Genomic DNA, 17,064 nt, shown 5'->3' on the forward strand with positions numbered 1-17,064 from the left:
TTTTTAGGTACTAAGAAATGAGGTTTTAATCCCATTGAGCGTAGAAGTGTTTTATAGGTCCATGCCCTTCTCCAATTTTGTAATCTTTACCTTCCAAAATTGCATTATGGATATAATTCTTAGCCTTTCTGACAGCTTGTTCCAATGTATCTCCTAAGGCAAGAAAACTAGCAATAGCACTCGATAGAGAGCAGCCTGTGCCATGCGTATTTACTGAAGGGATTTTTTCCGATTCAAACCAAATTGCTGGAGTGTTTGGTAAGAGCAAAAGATCACTTGAAGAATCTTCAAGATGTCCGCCTTTCAGTAATACTGCTTTAGCACCATCTTTGAGGAGTTGTTGTGCTGCTACCTCCATGTCTTTTTTATCTTTTATCTTTAGTCCTGTGAGAACTTCAGCCTCTGGAATGTTTGGTGTAATTAATGTGACTACTGGAAGTAATAAATTACGAATTGCATCAACACCATTTTGCTTGAGCAGTAGATCTCCGCTTGTCGCTACCATAACAGGATCTAATACAATAGGAATATTAGAAGTACTCAATCTTTTGTGAATGCTAAAAACTATCTCATCAGAGTGTAACATTCCAATTTTTATTGCATTTAGGTCAAAGTCTGTAATTACAGAATCTAGCTGAGCTTCAACTATTGAAGGAGGTAATGCTTCAACTGCTTGTACTCCAGTTGTATTTTGAGCGGTTATTGCCGTGATGACAGTTGTACCAAAGCAGCCTAATGATGAAAAAGTTTTTAGGTCAGCTTGAATGCCTGCTCCACCACCACTATCTGAACCTGCTATAGATAGTACAATTTTATATCTTTTAGTTTTCATATAAATGAAGGCTGGTTATCAGTTTAGTATAATTATATTATATGAATTTGAATATTTTGTTCTATTGAATTTTTATAATTTCAATAGATATTGTTTAATTTTGTGTGTAAAATAGTGTATAATACTTCCTCGAATTAAACGAAAAGCACATGAGCTTACAACTTTTAAAGCTAAAATGGGGGATATTGGTAGCTGTTTTTCTTCTGATTCTATCAGCTTTTTATGTGTTTAATAAGGGCTATCAAGTATCTGATGAAAAATATACAATTCAAATTTCCGATAGGCATGTTTCTAAGTTTGTGAATGATAGCGAGATTAAAGATATTATTACACAATTTAATGCTGAAAACTTAGACATAGAGGATAATGAGTATCTTCTGCGTTTAGAACAAAAGTTGAGAAAATTGGATTTTATCCAGTCTGTTCAAGTTGCGAGAGACCCAAATGGGAGGCTTTTAGTGAATATTGAACAGGATGGACCATTGGCAAGAGTTTTAACTCCTGAAGGAAAAGGGGCTTATGTAACTCAAGATGGAAAAGTAATTCAATTGTCTCAAAAGTTTACATCAAGAGTCGTGATGTTGACAGGTAAAGGGGCTAATAAATTATTGAAACCAAATTTTTATAATACATTAGAAGGATATAAAATACTGAGATTTTTAAGGTATATTTTTCACGATGAATTCTTCAAATCCAACATCTCACAATTGTCATTTGGAGCCGATAATCAAATTTTGATCTATACTCAAATTGGTAATCAAACCTTTGAATTTGGAACAGTTGAGGACTTTGAAAGTAAATTAGACAAAATGAAGATTTATTATAATGATATTGTGAAAAGTGAAGGGTGGAATACTTACAAACTTGTAAAGTTGCAATATTCAAATCAAATTGTATGTAAGTAATATGGTTTGGTATTGAATAAAGAATTTTATCTTTTTCAAGGTTTTTTGAACTTGACTTAACTATCTCGCAAAGGATTGATCTAGACCAAATATTCTCTAATTATCCAAAATTATCTAACGATGCAAGATGACAAAATAGTTGTTGGGCTTGATATCGGTACAACTAAGATATGTGCTATTGTTAGCCGAGTAGATACTTATGGCAACCTAGAAATTCTAGGTTCAGGCGTTTCATCTTCGGAAGGGGTGAAGGAGGGTAGCATTAATAACCTAACAAAAACCGTATCGGCAATTCGACAAGCTGTAAAGAAAGCTGAAGAATCTTCAAACATTTCCATTAATGTGGTAAATGTTGGTATTTCTGGTAAACACATTCGTTGTTTTGAACAACGAGGTAGTTACACACGTCCTCATCATGATGCTATAATTTCAGTTGAAGATGTAGAGCGTTTGTTTGACGATCAGCTAAAAACTGTGACCTCTCCAGGTACAGATATCCTGCATGTCTTACCTCAGTATTTCTCTGTAGATTATGAAAATAATGTAAAAGATCCAGTTGGAATGGCAGGTGTAAAGCTTGAAGCAGATTTCCAATTAGTGACAGCTGAGATAAATGAGATAAAGAAGATCAGAAATTGTTTAGAACAAGCTGGTTTAGAAATCGAAGGTTTATACTTAGATCCTTTGGTTACAGGGCTTGCTACTTTGAACAAGGAAGAGAAAGAGGCTGGTGTTGCAGTTATAGATATTGGAGGAGGTACAACTGATATTGTAGTTTACTACGATGGTATTGTGAGACATACTGCAGTAATTCCTTTTGGAGGAAATATCATTACTTCAGATATCCGTCATGGATGTTCTGTGATGCCTTCACATGCTGAAACTCTTAAAGTGAAGTTTGGTAAGGCTTTAGCAGAAACTGCATCTGATTATGAATATATCTCTATTCCAGGTTTTAGAAATATGGAAACAAAAGAGATATCTCTTAAAAACCTTTCATATATCATAGAGGCAAGAGTTGAAGAAATCTTTGACTTGATTCTTATGGAACTTGAAAATTCAGGTTTCAAAGATAAGCTTTCTTGTGGTGTTGTGTTTACGGGAGGTAGTGCTCTTCTTAAAGATATTTGTAAGTTGTTCTCTTACAGAACTGGCTTGGATGCTCGTATTGGTTACCCTAATGAATATGTAGGGAAAACTCAAGACGAGATCATCAAAAATCCTAAATATGCTACTTGTTTAGGGCTTGTTCTTGCAGGGTTCAGGTCTTTGGATGATAGAGATGAAGATCGTTTAGAACCTCAAGCAGTTGAGGAGAAACAACATCATCAAGAAATTCCATATGTACCTATGGAGGAAAAATCTTCTATTCATATTGAAAAAGAAGAACGTAAGGGTACTATTTTTGATAAAATCCTAGATAAAACAAAGCAATTTCTTAAGGATGACTTTGATGATAAAAGTAATTATTAATCTGACATCAAATCAGAAGCTTTAAGATTAACAACTTAATACTTCTTATTAGTGACGAATACTCTTATCTTTGAAATCCAAAAAAATATTTGCAATTTTAAATGTGAAATAGCTAAAGGGTACACTATTTTTTATGTGATAGAGGTATTAGGTGTATCACAAAATACTAAAGCTAATTAAGGAGGCTTAATTATAAGGACTATGGAAGCAACGGGTTACGAGTTTAATATACCACAAGGCGGAAGCGATTCTAAAATTATAAAGGTAATAGGTGTAGGTGGTGGCGGTGGAAATGCCGTTAAATATATGTATGAAATGGGGATTCATGATGTAGACTTTTACATTGTGAATACTGATATTCAAGCATTGAATTCTAGCCCTATACCAAATAAAGTTCAGATAGGTACAGCTTTAACTGCTGGTTTAGGTGCAGGTGCAAAGCCTGTAGTTGGAAGAAATGCAGCTGAAGAAAGTAGAGAAGAACTTGAAAAGTTACTAGGTGATAACACTAAAATGGTGTTTATTACTGCTGGTATGGGTGGTGGAACTGGTACTGGTGCCGCTCCTGTCATTGCTGAAATAGCCAAAAGTCTAGATATACTTACTGTAGGTATTGTTACAATGCCTTTCAAATTTGAAGGTGCGCCTAAACAAAGACGCGCTCAAGAAGGTATTGATGAGCTTAGACAGTATTGTGATACCGTACTTGTGATTTTAAATGAGAAACTTCACGAAGTTTATGGAAAGACTTCATTCAAAGAAGCTTTCTCTCATGCAGATAATGTATTAACGATTGGAGCTAAATCAATTGCAGAAATTATTACTGTAGAAGGCGTTATCAATGTCGATTTTGAGGATGTTAATACAGTAATGAAAGACTCTGGTGCTGCGGTAATGGGCTCTGCTGTTGCTGAAGGTGAAAATAGAGCAATTCGTGCAACTCAAGGAGCAATTGCTTCTCCATTGTTGAATAACACAAATATTCATAATGCGAAATACGTATTATTGAGCCTTGTTGTAAGTGATCTTGACTCTTTCCAAATGGAAGAATTGGATGAGATTACTGAATATATCAGATCACAAAGTAGCCAAGATACGGAAGTGATTTTTGGTGTTGCAACAGATCAATCTTTGGGTGAGTCTATCTGCGTAACAATTATTGCAACTGGTTTTCCAAACAGAGAAAACCCGAACGATGAAGAAGCAGTAGTTGAAAAAAAGACTATTCATGAAATAGATAGTTCGGAGTCTTTTGTTCGTCAGTCAAAAGAGTCTATTTCATCTGAACAACAGGCAGTGAAACCTGTTTATAAAGCTCCTGCTACTCCTGAACCAGCTCCTGTAGAAGCTAAGTCTACGCCAGAACCTTCTATTCAAACTTCAGAACCTACTGAAAACAGTGAGTTCATTATTCATGAAGTAGAAAAACCTTCTGTGCCTAATTTTGAGGAACCAAAGGTAAATAGAAGACCAGAAAAGAAAATTTTCGATATCAACGATGAATATCCATCGGATTCATTGAACGAAAATCCTGTCGTAAATAATGCTCGACCTTCAAGATTGAGAGTATCTCAATTGAAGTCTATTTCTGATATGTCACCAGATGAAATTAGAGAGAGACAAGAGGAGCCTGCTTTTAGAAGAAAAGGAGTTCAGTTAAATGAATCTGAAGGAGAAAGTAATGATCCTTCAAGATATCAAGTTAAGAAAGACGGTATTGATGGAGGAAATAGATTTTTACATGATAATGTAGACTAAACCTCTAGATAATTTTGGATATTAAAAATGGATTGAGTTTTAGATTGTTTAGAAAAACAATTTAGAATTCAATCCTTTTTTATTTAGGATACTTTTTAAACAAATAGAGGAATCAATAAGCTTGATTCCTCTATTTGTTTATTTATAAATTACTTTCTTATAAGCTTCTAATGTAGGTAGCAACTTGTTCCATAAGCCACATTGGGGTAGAAGTAGCTCCACATATCCCAATTTTATCATTTTCTTTAATCCAATTAGGATCTATTTCATCTTCATTTTCCACGAAATAACTTCTAGGATTATTTTGAAGACAAACGCCATAAAGTGCTTTACCATTTGAACTTTTCTTTCCACTCACAAAAATGATAACATCATTTTCAGATGAGAATTTAACCATCTGAGGCTCTCTATTAGAAACTTGACGGCAAATAGAGTCATTGGCATCGAATAACTCTAAAGTAGCATCTTCACCATGGATTTGAGTTAATCTCTTTTCGATTTCCTCTTTAAGTCCATAAAATCCTTTTGTACTTTTCGTAGTTTGGCTGAATAATACGATAGGACGGTTGAAATCTACTTTTTCAAGATCATCAATGGTTGTGACAATAATCGCTTGATTACCTGTCTGCCCATTAAGACCAATAACTTCAGCATGACCATCTTTTCCATAAATGACCATTTGCCCATTTATTTCTTTAGCACGATCATAAGCATTTTTTACTCTATTTTGTAGCTTCAAAACCACAGGGCAAGAAGCATCTATTAGCTCGATATTATTTTCAATCGCAGTTTTGTATGTTGCAGGTGGTTCACCGTGTGCTCTGATCAGAACTTTACAATCTTTAAGTGTAGCAAGTTCATCTCTATCAATGACACGTAATCCTTTTGCATGAAGTCTTTTCACTTCCATACTATTATGAACGATATCTCCTAAGCAGTATAAACTACCAGATTCATTCATTTCTTCTTCAGCCATTTGAATGGCAAACTCAACTCCGAAACAATAACCAGATTTTTGGTCAATAACTACTTCCATAAATTTGTTTAGCTTGAGTAGAATATTGTGGGAAATATATTTAAAGGATTACCCTTTTAATCCAAAAACAGTTTAATCTATTAATTGTTTTTAATAAGCGCATTTGCCCAATCAACAATTTGTTTTACTTGATCATCAAACTTGAGATTTGTAGTGTCAAGTACTAAAGCATCATCAGCTTTTCTGAGTGGACTTTCCTCTCTTGTAGAGTCAATGTGATCTCTTTCCTTAAGGTTTTCTACAATTTCTTCAAAAGAAGCCGTAAGTCCTTTAGATTCCATTTCTATTTGTCTTCTTCTAGCTCTTTCCTCAACATCTGCAGTCATGAAAACCTTGAGTTCAGCAGTAGGAAAAACGACAGTTCCAATATCACGACCATCCATGACAATGCCTTTTTCAATGCCCATTTTTTGCTGTTCTGCAACTAAGAATGTACGAACAGATTTTATAGCACTGACATTACTTACATTATTTGTGACTTCCATTGTACGGATGTGAGCTTCAACTCTTTCTCCATTGAGAGTAACTTCAATTGCTCCCGTCTCAGGATTTTTATCAAAACCTACAGTGATTTTCGCTAATTCACTTTCTACATCATCTAAATTTTCAAGATTAATCTTGTTTTCTAAGAAGTGAAATGTAACAGCACGATACATCGCCCCAGTATCTATATACACATACCCTAACTCTTTTGAAACGATCTTTGCCGTTGAGCTTTTCCCACAACCTGCATGTCCATCTAAGGCAACTATTATTTTCTTCATCGTGTCTTATTATTAAAAGAAGTAAAGATAAAATAATTATGATCTAAGACCAATCTAACAGAAATCTATAATCAGATATTTAGAAAACAGACTTCAACTTAAAACCTATATACTATTATGAAAAAACTATATTTAATATTCTCGATAGCATGTTTACTGACATTTAATATAGATTCATTATTAGCTCAAGAAAATATCAGCGAAGTACAAGAGTTGACAAAAGAGGAGAAAAAGGCATTAAAAAAGGAGCAGAAACAAAAGAAAAAAGAGGAACGTCAGAAAGAAAAAGAACTAAGGAAAAGTCAAGAAAGTGCAATTAAGAATGCAGAATTTGAATTGGCTAAAAAAAGCTTAGAAGATACAACATTTCTTTTGAGTGCTGATTATCTCTTTACTAAGAGAGGTAGAATGATTCCTGTGACAGAAAGGACAAATTTTATTTATGTAAAAGATGGTGAAGCCACTTTACAATTAGCATTTAATGGTTTTATGGCACCGGGTCCGAATGGTATAGGAGGTATTACGCTAGAAGGGAGAATATCTGATATAAAGTGTACCACAACAAAAAATGGCTCGATAAGCTATAGGTTTAATGTCATGGGATCGGGGCTTATGGCAAATGTAACGGTTCATCTAGTGTCAGGAAGTAATGTAGCAACAGCTACAGTGAACTCAAATGTGAGTAGTGGAAGGATAGAATTTAAGGGGACGCTCACTCCTTTAGATGAAAATGCAATCTATAAAGGCATGCGATCTTTCTAATATTGAAAAAATATCTACCTAAAATATAACTCTAAGAAGAATCTTAGAGTTTTTTTAATTCTTTTATTTAGACATAAATAATATGATATCCTTCTAACTAAAATCAATTATCTTGATTTTTAATTGATTACAAAATATTATACCAATAAGTGTCAAAAGTACAGAATATATCTTGGAAAAGATCAATTTAAAGAATGATAAATATCATTATATATCCTGCGAGGAGTTGGTATGTTTGCAATGTCATCGATCGGGATTCTTTTCATAATTTTCATGTTATAAGAGAAATTGATCCTTGACAGGAACAACTATTGAGTTAACAAATTTTATATATCCTTTAACCACATTCTAGACTATGTCAACAATTAAAGTTGGTATCAACGGATTCGGTAGAATCGGAAGACTAGTTTTCCGTGCAGCGCAAGCAAAAGAAAACATCGAAGTAGTAGGAATTAACGACCTTTTGGACGTTGATTACATCGCGTACATGTTGAAATATGATTCAGTACACGGTAGATTCGACGGTGAAGTAGCTGTTGAAAACGGAAACTTGGTTGTTAACGGTAAAACAGTTCGCGTTACTGCTGAAAGAAATCCTGAGGATTTGAAGTGGGATGCAATTGGTGCTGAATATGTACTTGAAGCTACTGGTATCTTCTTGACTGAAGAAGGTGCTCAAAAGCATATCACTGCTGGTGCGAAGAAAGTAGTTATGTCTGCTCCTTCTAAAGACCACACTCCAATGTTCGTTTACGGTGTAAACCACACTGAATTGTCAGCTGATGTAAACATCGTATCTAACGCATCATGTACTACTAACTGTCTTGCACCTATCACTAAGGTATTGAACGATAACTTCGGTATCGCAGAAGGTTTGATGACTACTGTACACGCTACAACTGCTACTCAAAAAACTGTTGATGGTCCTTCAATGAAAGACTGGAGAGGTGGTAGAGCTGCATTGTCTAACATTATCCCTTCTTCTACAGGTGCTGCTAAAGCAGTAGGTAAAGTTATTCCAGAAATGAACGGTAAATTGACTGGTATGGCTTTCCGTGTTCCTACAGCAGACGTTTCTGTAGTTGACTTGACTTGTCGTCTAGAGAAAGGTGCTTCTTACGAGGACATCAAAGCAGCTATGAAGAAAGCTTCTGAAACTCCAGTTGCAGAAGGTGGTCTTCAAGGCGTATTGGGTTACACTGAAGATGCAGTTGTATCTCAAGACTTCGTTTCTGATGCAAGAACTTCAATCTTCGACGCTGATGCTGGTATCGCATTGAATGACAACTTCGTGAAAGTTGTTTCTTGGTACGATAACGAGTGGGGTTACTCAAACAAATGTCTTGAGTTGATCTCTTACATGGCGTCTCTATAATTGATATAGATACCAAAATTGTAAAAGGCGAGCTTTTCGAAGCTCGCCTTTTCTTTTCTCTATTTGTTTCTATATAAAATAGACCTCCCATTTTACTTACAAATGAATTCTGAAATAGCTTTAAAGTTTAGACTACATTTAGAGGAATTAATTTCTTTGACTGATGATGAGTTTGAAGATATTTATTCCTATTTCAACTTAAAGAAGTTAAGAAAGCATCAATTCTTAGTTCAAGAAGGCGATTCTGTAAATCACGAATACTGGGTAGTTGAAGGATTGCTTAAAACATATGCTATCGAGGAAAATGGCAAAGAACATATTCTTCAGTTTGGAGCAGAGAATTGGTGGGTTTCTGATTATGAAGCTTTTTTTCAGTCAGAAAAAGCGACTATCAATATTGATTGTATCGAAAATTCAATTCTTCTAGGTCTAAGCCTAAATGATCGGAAATCCCTTTGTGAGAAGTATCCTAAAATGACCATTTTTTTACTTCGTAAATCGAATCTTGGATATGTTGCTTTGCAGAAGCGATTACTTTCAATGATGAAAGATTCGGTAGATAAAAGGTATGAAGATCTGATTTCATATAACCCAGATTTATTTCAACGCTTACCAAAAACCTTGATAGCAGCTTATTTAGGGGTGTCTCGAGAAACACTAAGTCGATTAGGTAAACGATAGTGTGATCTAAGTCACATCAAAATTGTGCGTTTCTTCCTGTTTTAGCCTCTAAAAGAAGGTGATATTTGTATCGTTAATTAAACAAATCAAATATAAAGATGAAACGCATATTATTATTCTTAAGTATTAGCCTCTCTTTCTTAGCAATAAACTCAACTTTTGCTCAATCAGAAAAAGCTCAAAAAATCCTATTTGTACTTTCTAGTCACTCAGAATTAGGAGATACAGGGAAGGAAACTGGATATTATTTAAGTGAAGCAGCTCACCCATATGAAGTTCTTCATAAAGCAGGTTACCAAATTGATTTTGTAAGTCCAAAAGGTGGTAAAGCTCCTGTAGATGGATTTGACCTTGATGATAAAGTTAACAAAGCGTTTTGGGAGAATGAAGAAATCCAAAAGCAATTGAATAATACATTGAAGCCGTCTCAAGTAAAAGCTAAAGATTACGTAGCGATTCATTACGTAGGAGGTCATGGTACGATGTGGGATTTTCCTAACAATAAAAAATTAGCAAAAATTGCTCGCGATATTTATGAAAATGAAGGTGTTGTTAGTGCTGTTTGCCATGGCCCTTCAGGTTTACTAAATATCAAATTGAGTAATGGAGAATACTTGATTGAAGGAAAAAATGTTAGTGTCTTCACTAATGAAGAAGAAGAAGCTGTAAAACTAACAGAAGTAGTACCTTTTTCATTGGAAGATGAATTTATAGCTAAAGGAGCTAAAGTAGATAAAGCTGAAAACTGGGCTTCAAAAGTTTCTGTGGATGGTAGATTAGTGACGGGGCAGAATCCTGCTTCAGCAAAAGAGGTTGGAGAAGCGATCATAACTTTGCTTTCTGAAAAAGTAAACTAAATAGAGGTATAATAACTAAACTAATAAACACTTAAGTCTAAAGATTTAAGATTTAAGATTAGTATTTACCATAGTTAAGTTTTAGGTAATAGATTAAGCCAATTGGATCATTTAAATTATCCAATTGGCTTTTATTTTTTGTAATTTTTCGCCTTAATTATCCTTTTTTTATGATCAATTAGATTCTGATTTGCTTAGTTATTTAGATTTATTGACAGAAGCCTGTTTTACTTGAATTCTAGTGTTACGTAATTGTTACGTGTTTACCTTTTTTAAATAATAACTCATATTAATCGATTGATTATGAGTCGAAAAAAGGACTTTGTTTTCTCTTTAGATATTTCCTTCCCTGATTCATATAATTTTTACACGTAAAATGCTGTTTTCAATTGTTTACCATTTATGCGGTAAGTTATAGATAATGAGGTTTCTACATATTTATTTTCAAGTGCTGTTTACGTTGTTATTGTGCTATCCGTTAACCTTATATTAATATGAAAGTTGTGATATATCGATTTTTTTCCTCGAATATTGCACTGTCTTTTAGAGCAAGGCTTGAAAGAAAAGCATTGTTGTGTAACAAAAAGATTTGCTTGTAAAAAGTCTGTACCGAATGGGCAGCAATAATAATTCATTGAAATTTTTGATTGATCTATCTAACGAAATGAAATAAAGTCTAGTATTTTGATGCAGTAGGTTTGGCAACTGCAGTTCTAGCAATGTAAGTATATAGCGATGCCAGCAAGATTATTGCCTAGATTATACTTGCAAGTTTATTCTACTATCCATTAGCAGAATTGTTATTTGGTTAGTTAGAATCAATCATGATCAACTCTATAATTGTCAATTTAATAGTAATCTGAGCTTTAATGAATAGGTCTATTTATTCTAATTAATATAAGCCTATTGATACATACGATAGCATCGTATTATATAAAAGAAGTGAAATAGATAAACCTGAATAAACGGTGTTTCACCTAGCACATTTATTCAATTATATGACTGACAATCCCTTCCTAAAAAAGTCTTATAAATCAGTATAAATTTTAGTCTCACAGATTAGCTAAACATTGTTGTTTACACCTGTTTATCAGAGAGTAAAGTTTCTTCAAATTTTAGTTAATGTGGGAGATCAACCTAAAAGGAAAAAAGTTTAGGATAAGCATTTCAAAGCATATTAAATGAAATGTGAGATTTGATAAGAAAAAGTAGTCAAATCATAATAAGCTGATCGAGCTTTATAATAGAATTTACAGATACAAATTTCTACAATCGATAACCTGATATGGAATAAACAACTGCTTCCTATTCAGGTATGAATTATCAAGATTAAAGAAAATGAGTGATTCGAATGAATTAACAAACAAAATCCAAAAGATTTTGGTACAAGCATTTAAGCTGGTAGCTGTAATGTTTGTGTTCTTGGTAGCGTTGAACCTTATGAGTTCAGGATTTAAGTTGCTTGGTAAAGATATTGCAACAGAAATGATCACGCTAACATCAAACCCGTTTGTTGGACTTTTCATTGGTCTTTTAGCAACAGCACTGGTTCAAAGTAGCTCTACAACTACGTCTATGATTGTAGCAATTGTTGCATCAGGTTCTTTGTCTTTACAAAATGCAGTTCCTATGATCATGGGGGCAAACATCGGAACTTCAGTGACAAGTACTATTGTAGCGTTAGGTCACCTTTCTGATAAAAGTGCATTTAATAAAGCTATCGGAGCAGCTACGGTTCATGATTTCTTTAACCTAATTGTCGTATTGATTCTATTTCCACTCGAAGTTTATTTTGGAGTACTTTCTTCTGTTGGGGCGTTTGCTTCAAGTATTTTCTATAACGAACAAACAGAAAATACCAAGATGTTTAGCATCATGGGAGTGACCGTTAAGCCCGTAGTGAAATATCTTTCAGTAATGATGTCTAAAAATGCTTATATGATTATTACAGTGTCTACAATGACATTGTTTATCTCATTGCATCAAATGACTTCATTATTGAAAAAACAATTGGTTGGCAAAGCACAAGAAAGTATTGATAGTACGTTATTCGGTTCTCCAATCAAATCATTGTTTTGGGGTACAGTAATTACTGCTGGTGTACAATCTAGTTCGGTAACTACATCACTTGCAGTTCCATTAGTTGCAGCTGATAAAATCTCATTAAAGAAAGCATTCCCATTTTTGATGGGAGCAAATATAGGAACCACAGTTACAGCTATGATCGCGGCATTATCACAAAATGAAGCTGCTCTTGCTGTAGCATTCTGTCACCTTGGTTTTAACCTTTTCGGGGTATTGATTCTTTTCCCTTTCCCAAAAGTGCGTAACATTCCAATCTGGTGTGCTGAAACTCTAGGACGTGCTTCTATGAAGAATAGAGCTATCGGACTTTCTTACACCTTAGTTGTTTTCTTCCTTTTACCTTTTTCATTGATCTATGCCACCACAGATCTTGATAGTAAAAAGGAAAAGCAAGATCGTAAAACGCAAATTGTGAGCCCTGTAGCTAAACGATAAAAGCCATATTTACTAAGCGTTCCATCCTCAATCAATTATTTTGATTGGGGATTTTTTTATAAAAAAAACTCTTTTTGAAGTAGCTAAAATTGACTTCAAAAAGAGCTTATATTTTGAATTAAGAGTTGAATCGGATTTAGCTAAACATTGTTTTTAGCTTGATTTCAGTAAGCTTCTGTTTTGTATTAAGAGGAAACTCATTATTCATAATCCAATCATAATAGGCTGGCTCTCTTTTTAGAACTTCTGTGACTGGCTTGTTCTTATGTTTACCAAAGTTGAAAACAGCAATCCCTTGTTTGTTATAGACCATTCTACCAGCATAGTCAATCATGTTGTTTGATGAAAGCTTGTGAAGTGAGTCAATATCGTTTTCAATAGGAGTATATTCTTCGCCTTTATCATTTTTCATCTTAACGCCTTCATATTTGGCAACTTGAGCATCAAGAACCTCAAAAGTAGCCAATGTATCAGCTTCAGCTGAATGGGCGTTTTCAAGACTTTTATCACAATAAAATTTATAAGCAGCGCCTAGTGTACGAGGCTCCATCATATGGAAAATTTTCTGAGCGTCTACTACTTTACGTGATGTAGGATCAAAGTTTACATCGGCTCTTAAGAATTCTTCTACAAGTAATGGAAGGTCAAATCTTAATACATTAAAACCACAAAGGTCGGCTCCTTCAAGGAATTGAGCAATCTCCTTAGCAACTTGCTTAAAAGTAGGACAGTCTTTAATGTCTTCTTCATAAATTCCATGAATCATACTACTTTCAGCAGAGATCGGAATTGTAGGATTAAGACGTTTGGTTTTAATAATTTTCTCTCCACTTGGCATAATCTTAACGATAGAAATCTCTACAATTCTATCTTTTATAGTACTAAGTCCTGTCGTTTCTAAATCGAAGACAGCCAAAGGATTTCTAAGTTTTAAGTTCATATATCTAAGGTTGAAAGCCCAATAATGTAGACAAAGGTATTTTCTATTTTTTAGAATTACCGAATTTTCTTAAAAATTTTCGTTTAAGAATATAAACTATTTCAAATTTGTCTATTAATCTTTTTGTTGAAGAATACTGTGTTCTTTAAACAGGAAGAAAGAAGCTTTTTCTTCCAAGATTAATCCTATTGATGCCTTTTCTTCTTGGTAGTTAATTAAGGCTTTCGCTTTAGTATGTATCTGCTTCCCATTTCTTAAAATCTGAATTTTGATGGTGTCTTTAGAATTACTTTCATTCTGAAATTCTGAAACTTTAGATGGGAAGTTTTCAGTCGTGAGTAATTCATTATTTAAAGAGAAGAGGATATCACCTTTTTGGTATCCGATGGCTTTCCCAAATTGATCAAGTTCAGATACATCAGTGACAATTACTTTTTCATCTTTAAAAGCGATACCGATATTCCCTAAGGAAGCTTTGGGGATTTTATGTATAGGCGTAAAGTCAATTCCAATTTTAAATAAGAACTCTTCTAGAGGAAGATCGTCATTTTTTTGAATGATCGATTTTAAGAATTTATTAACACCTTTTACAGAAGATTCTTTTTCAAGAATGGAGAAAAGTTTATCATCTTCAAATCCCTCAGGATACTTTTCAAGTAGAATATGTAGCAATTCGATGATCGTGAATTCAGAATTATTCTGATAGAAGAAAAGGTCAAGACTTAAGGAGACTAAGAATCCTTTGTTATAGAAATTCCCAAATTGTTCTCTGTATTCTGAAAGTACATCTTCACTGAGTTTTGATAATGGAACAGTATTGTCATACCAAAGACTACGATTGTATTTCTGAAGGATTTCTTCTAAGAATTGCTCATCCGAAATTAATTCAGATTGCCAAAGTAACTTTACAGCCAAGTATTCAGTCAGTCCTTCGTAAAACCACAGCTGTTGCCCGATATCTGGATTTTGAGTATCGTAGTTTTGTAAAGAGGTATTTGATATTACTAAAGGATTCAGAATATGTAAAAACTCATGGGCAATAGTTTTTCTAATTTCATCTTTCAGGTATTCATATTTACTTTCTGGAAAAGTAAATACAGCTCCACTTTTATGTTCTAAAGCCCCCTGTTTTCCACTTTTATATGGTTTGTGGTTGAAATAGAAGAGTGTGGAGTATGTAATAGGGAAAACTTCTTTTGGAAGGTAGACAGAAATAGTAGATAATGTCTCGTGTATGTCTTTGTATAGATGATAAGGGTGTATTTTATTTAGAGTTGAATAACTCCCAATCTGTATTTTTAGATTACTTTCTTCTAAATTAAAAGATACCGTTTCTTGGTCGCTGTAAAGTAGAGATTGATCAAGAATTTGCTCGTAGGAAAGTGTGTCAGAAACAAAAACGGAATCATTGAGTTGTGTAAATGGAGTACTTGATGTGATGTATTTATCGTTTTCAATTTCTAGATGGATAATGTATTTCGCATTTTCATTTAAGATTTTGGGCAAAATCGCCCACCATTGGAGTAATGCTACTTCTTTTGAAAATAGGGTAGAAGCAGGTTCAAAAATCACGTTTGGTGATTTGTCCCAACTTTGATTTACTGTGTAGCAAATACGATCGATTGGTTGCGTTGATTTGATTATAAATACATCTTCATTTAAAGTATAGGATTGAATGTTATCAGACTTCGGAAGTTCTATAAATCTATTGTAGTTTTGATAACTATAGGTTCCTTGGATACTCTTCGGAAAGTTAAAATGGATTTCTTGTTGCGGAGAACCATTTCTTTTCAAGTTGATCGGTAATTTTCCGAAATCAGTTTCTGTTAGATTTATATATGCATGATAAACATGGTTTTGTGCAGTAGTAACTAATGGAATAAGGAAAAAAATGCAATTTAAAATCGCGACATTTAAAGTTGAAATATTCATATTACGTCATTGCTATATTCAGATTGGAAGGCAAATTTGAAACTTTTTTTTAATCAATTTGTTAATAAATGACGTTTAATAAGAGAGAAGATACTTTTTTTGCAGTTTAGTATAAGAGAAGAAAACATACTATTATGATAAATATAACAGATAAAGCAAAGGATAGAATCATCGCACTTCGTCAAGAAGAGGGCAAAACTGACAATTACCACGTTCGTGTTTCAGTGAAAGGTGGAGGTTGTTCGGGCTTGATGTACGACCTTTCTTTTGACGATGAACCAAAAGATTCGGATGAAGTTTTCGAGGATAAAATGGTTAAGATTTTTGTAGACAAGAAAAGCTTACTTTACCTTTTGGGTACAACATTAGACTTTAGCGATGGCTTGAACGGTAAAGGATTCCAATTTGTAAATCCTAATGCGTCAAGAACTTGTGGATGTGGAGAGAGCTTTTCGGTTTAATCGATTAGATTTCATCTTGAAAAAATTCAATATAGACTTCTGCTTTTTAGCAGGAGTTTTTTTATTTTTCAGCTATGGAGTTGGATAACTTGAATGCTTTACGATATATAATTCCTGAAACGCTATTTCTTTTAGATAAGGAGAAAGAAGAATTTCAGTTGACAGAAGAAGAGATAAGCTCACTTCATAAAGGAAGTGAACAGTTAGAGGTGATCAGTGTAGAAGAGGAATCTGTTGAAATAGAGACACCTCAAGAGGAAGTGAAAATAGCACCTCAAAAGACTGAAAAACCTACGGTTGAAACTGCTCAGGAACAACAAGAAGTACCCAAAACAAATGAAGTTTCTACAGAGAAAAAGGGCGGTATTCATTATTTAGGAGAGAACAAACGAAATATTTTAGTAATTGTAGATTACAAAGAGAGCGATTTCTATAAATCGAAAGAATTTCAGCTTTTATTAAAAATTATGGAAGCAGTTAATGTGACTCTCCATGAGTTTGTGCTTGTGAATTTGAATGAGAACAAAGAAATATCATTCAAAAAATTGAAAGAGCAATTCATCCCAACTAAAGTATTTTATTATTCAGATTTAGATAAGAATACATATATGGGGGATCTGATAAAGTATGATATAGTAGAGAAGGGAGAGTTTCAGCTTATTTCTTCTGATAGTCTAACCCAATTGCAAAATGACGTAGAAAAGAAAAAGCAATTATGGGGAGTACTTAGAAAGACATTTTCTGTTTAAATGAAATGATAAAAGAGCT

Annotated in this window: 15 protein-coding genes; 10 read left to right on the plus strand and 5 right to left on the minus strand. The window is 33.8% G+C overall.

From position 1 onward, the window contains the following. Positions 1-25: 25 nt before the first annotated feature. On the minus strand, positions 26-832 hold the full coding sequence (gene thiD, locus BC781_RS13815) for a bifunctional hydroxymethylpyrimidine kinase/phosphomethylpyrimidine kinase (protein ID WP_109618702.1): 807 nt from the start codon (positions 830-832) through the stop codon (positions 26-28). A 149-nt stretch (positions 833-981) separates the two neighbouring features. On the opposite strand from thiD, the gene BC781_RS13820 reads away from it, so the two are divergent. From BC781_RS13820 to ftsZ, 3 genes are all read left to right on the plus strand, one after another. Next, positions 982-1,737 carry a cell division protein FtsQ/DivIB gene (locus BC781_RS13820; RefSeq protein ID WP_109618704.1) on the plus strand — a complete coding sequence of 252 codons (756 nt, stop codon included), beginning with the start codon at positions 982-984 and terminating at the stop codon, positions 1,735-1,737. A gap of 120 nt (positions 1,738-1,857) precedes the next feature. Further along, positions 1,858-3,210 (plus strand): cell division protein FtsA, encoded by a 1,353-nt coding sequence (ftsA, locus tag BC781_RS13825; protein ID WP_109618705.1) that lies wholly within the window; start codon positions 1,858-1,860, stop codon positions 3,208-3,210. Between the two features lie 201 nt (positions 3,211-3,411). Continuing rightward, positions 3,412-4,968: a cell division protein FtsZ gene (gene ftsZ / locus BC781_RS13830; RefSeq protein ID WP_109618707.1), complete on the plus strand. Its 1,557-nt coding sequence runs from the start codon at positions 3,412-3,414 to the stop codon at positions 4,966-4,968. Positions 4,969-5,125: 157 nt separating this feature from the next. Here the strand turns inward: ftsZ and BC781_RS13835 are convergent, their stop codons facing one another. Beyond that, the gene (locus BC781_RS13835) at positions 5,126-6,004 is read right to left on the minus strand and encodes a 4-hydroxy-3-methylbut-2-enyl diphosphate reductase (protein WP_109618709.1); all 879 of its coding nucleotides are present in this window, start codon (positions 6,002-6,004) and stop codon (positions 5,126-5,128) included. Positions 6,005-6,084: 80 nt separating this feature from the next. After that, entirely contained in the window at positions 6,085-6,768 is a 684-nt protein-coding gene (cmk, locus tag BC781_RS13840; RefSeq protein WP_109618711.1) for a (d)CMP kinase, read from the minus strand. Between the two features lie 117 nt (positions 6,769-6,885). On the opposite strand from cmk, the gene BC781_RS13845 reads away from it, so the two are divergent. The 5 genes from BC781_RS13845 (at position 6,886) to BC781_RS13865 (ending at position 12,963) form a co-directional block, all read left to right on the plus strand. Next, positions 6,886-7,530, plus strand: a complete 645-nt coding sequence (locus tag BC781_RS13845; protein WP_109618714.1) for a DUF4251 domain-containing protein — start codon at positions 6,886-6,888, stop codon at positions 7,528-7,530. 355 nt (positions 7,531-7,885) lie between these two features. Next, positions 7,886-8,905: a type I glyceraldehyde-3-phosphate dehydrogenase gene (gene gap / locus BC781_RS13850; RefSeq protein WP_109618716.1), complete on the plus strand. Its 1,020-nt coding sequence runs from the start codon at positions 7,886-7,888 to the stop codon at positions 8,903-8,905. Positions 8,906-9,007: 102 nt separating this feature from the next. Then, positions 9,008-9,586, plus strand: a complete 579-nt coding sequence (locus BC781_RS13855) for a Crp/Fnr family transcriptional regulator (protein ID WP_109618718.1) — start codon at positions 9,008-9,010, stop codon at positions 9,584-9,586. A 98-nt stretch (positions 9,587-9,684) separates the two neighbouring features. After that, the gene (locus BC781_RS13860; protein WP_109618720.1) at positions 9,685-10,443 is read left to right on the plus strand and encodes a type 1 glutamine amidotransferase domain-containing protein; all 759 of its coding nucleotides are present in this window, start codon (positions 9,685-9,687) and stop codon (positions 10,441-10,443) included. Between the two features lie 1,338 nt (positions 10,444-11,781). Then, positions 11,782-12,963, plus strand: a complete 1,182-nt coding sequence (locus tag BC781_RS13865) for a Na/Pi symporter (protein ID WP_109618722.1) — start codon at positions 11,782-11,784, stop codon at positions 12,961-12,963. Between the two features lie 136 nt (positions 12,964-13,099). On the opposite strand, the gene BC781_RS13870 is transcribed toward BC781_RS13865, so the two are convergent. Both BC781_RS13870 and BC781_RS13875 read right to left on the minus strand, forming a co-directional pair. Further along, a complete protein-coding gene (locus BC781_RS13870; RefSeq protein WP_109618724.1) occupies positions 13,100-13,903 on the minus strand; it encodes a 3'-5' exonuclease in 804 nt (267 codons plus the stop codon). Between the two features lie 114 nt (positions 13,904-14,017). Beyond that, a complete protein-coding gene (locus tag BC781_RS13875; RefSeq protein ID WP_109618726.1) occupies positions 14,018-15,835 on the minus strand; it encodes a M61 family metallopeptidase in 1,818 nt (605 codons plus the stop codon). 134 nt (positions 15,836-15,969) lie between these two features. On the opposite strand from BC781_RS13875, the gene BC781_RS13880 reads away from it, so the two are divergent. Next, the gene (locus BC781_RS13880) at positions 15,970-16,296 is read left to right on the plus strand and encodes a HesB/IscA family protein (RefSeq protein ID WP_109618729.1); all 327 of its coding nucleotides are present in this window, start codon (positions 15,970-15,972) and stop codon (positions 16,294-16,296) included. Positions 16,297-16,370: 74 nt separating this feature from the next. After that, the gene (locus tag BC781_RS13885) at positions 16,371-17,045 is read left to right on the plus strand and encodes a hypothetical protein (protein ID WP_109618731.1); all 675 of its coding nucleotides are present in this window, start codon (positions 16,371-16,373) and stop codon (positions 17,043-17,045) included. Positions 17,046-17,064 lie beyond the last annotated feature (19 nt).

It is taken from the genome of Sediminitomix flava, from assembly GCF_003149185.1.
GTDB lineage: Bacteria > Bacteroidota > Bacteroidia > Cytophagales > Flammeovirgaceae > Sediminitomix > Sediminitomix flava.